Origin of the sequence: Methanobrevibacter sp., from assembly GCF_045541095.1 — an archaeon.
Taxonomy (GTDB): Archaea; Methanobacteriota; Methanobacteria; order Methanobacteriales; family Methanobacteriaceae; genus Methanocatella.
Genome location: NZ_JAZQIJ010000052.1, coordinates 1 through 1,509, shown reverse-complemented (window position 1 = coordinate 1,509; position 1,509 = coordinate 1). Strand labels below are relative to the sequence as shown.

Annotated in this window: 2 protein-coding genes and 1 pseudogene; all 3 read left to right on the top strand. The window is 31.9% G+C overall.

What is annotated here, in order from left to right; all coding sequences use genetic code 11:
• A pseudogene (locus ACKI2P_RS02440) lies at positions 1-278 on the top strand (MotA/TolQ/ExbB proton channel family protein); the annotation flags it as partial.
• 16 nt (positions 279-294) lie between these two features.
• Positions 295-702 carry a biopolymer transporter ExbD gene (locus tag ACKI2P_RS02435; protein WP_298537523.1) on the top strand — a complete coding sequence of 136 codons (408 nt, stop codon included), beginning with the start codon at positions 295-297 and terminating at the stop codon, positions 700-702.
• 159 nt (positions 703-861) lie between these two features.
• The gene (locus ACKI2P_RS02430; protein ID WP_298537526.1) at positions 862-1,485 is read left to right on the top strand and encodes an IMP cyclohydrolase; all 624 of its coding nucleotides are present in this window, start codon (positions 862-864) and stop codon (positions 1,483-1,485) included.
• Positions 1,486-1,509: the final 24 nt, after the last annotated feature.

Below are 1,509 nucleotides of genomic sequence, written 5' to 3'. Positions count from 1 at the left end.
GTTTAATTGATGCAGAGATGGATAAGATTGAATTAGCTACTAAAATGACTAATTGGAGTTATGCTGTAATTAAAATCAGAGTTTATGAAAAATTGCCTTGTGTGATTGAAGCGCTTCAAGAAGCAGAAGGTATTGTTAGCGTAAAGGAAATCTCTGACCCTTATTCAAATATTCAAATTTCATTTAAGCCAAGTATGCTTGAAAAGAGTATAAGTAACATCATTTTGGAAAAATGTGATGTAAAATCTGAAATTACTGAAAGTAAATTAAGACAATAATCAAGGGGCTGTTAAATTGGCAATTGACATTAAGCGTCATAAGGAAAAGATGAATCGGGATGAACCTGAAATCAAGCTAGTTCCTTTTATTGACATTTTATTTACTTTACTTATCTTTTTAGTGGTGACCAGTACTTTCGGTGCTGCATCTGTTACTGGTGATGACACTGGAACAGGCACTGGAAAGCCAAATATGACTGACACTACTGGAGATGCAGAATATTATTTGCTGCCGGTTGCAGGACTTCAGAAAGTTGTTGTAAATGGAGTAGATATGTCTTCTGAGATAAGAGGAAATGCTATTGGTGTTCATGCAAGAGTGCTTGACCAAGGTGATGTTCAGATTAAAACGAGCGAACATGCGATATATATTCAAGCGCCTTCTGGAATGAGCCCTCAAGAGGCAGTTCATAGTCCAGAATGATTTTAAATTTTATTTATTATTTCAATTTTTTAATTTTTTCAAATTTTTCATATTTTCATACTTTAAAATATGATTTTTCATTTTTTATTTTTTTAATTTATAAATTTTAAATTTTTAAATTTTTAAATAATTAATCTTATAGTTAATTGGGGTAAAACAATGTATTTAGGCAGAATTATTTCAGCAGGAAAAACAGAAGACGGAAAACCATATGTTGCTTATAGGGTTTCAAGCAGATCTTTTCCAAACAGACAAGTAAAGGTTCTTGAAGATGAAGCAGCTATCATTCCAAAGGAAGGATTTGAAACTGATATTTTCAAAAACTCTTATATCGCTTATGATTGTGTAAAAACAGTAGGTGACATTGCTATTATTTCAAACGGTTCCCAAACCAATCCTATTGCAGATAAGATAGCTATTGGAATGAACATTAGGGATGCAATGGCATATTCATTAATCACTATGGATTATGAAAAGGATGATTACAACACTCCAAGAATTGCTGCAGTAGTTAAAGGAAATGAAGATGATTTTGAAGCTTATATTGGTATTGTTACTGACAGTAAAATATTAGTTGAAAAAATAGAAGATGGTAAAGCTCAATTCATTTCCACTTATGAGAAAAACACTCCTGAAGATGTTGTTTTCGCTGCAGAAACTCCTGATGCTGCATGTAAGTTCATTTTCGATGAAGGTGCATTTGCTGAATTTGAAAATCCTGTTTCTTCAGTTGCAGCAATATTTGATGGAAAATGGAAAATTGCTGGTTTCAATCCAGAATAACTCCATTTTTTATTTTTTTAATTA

Bases quoted from the DNA above. Each gene is read 5' to 3' on its own strand.
- ACKI2P_RS02430 (WP_298537526.1), top strand. From the start codon at position 862: ATGTATTTAGGCAGAATTATTTCAGCAGGAAAAACAGAAGACGGAAAA.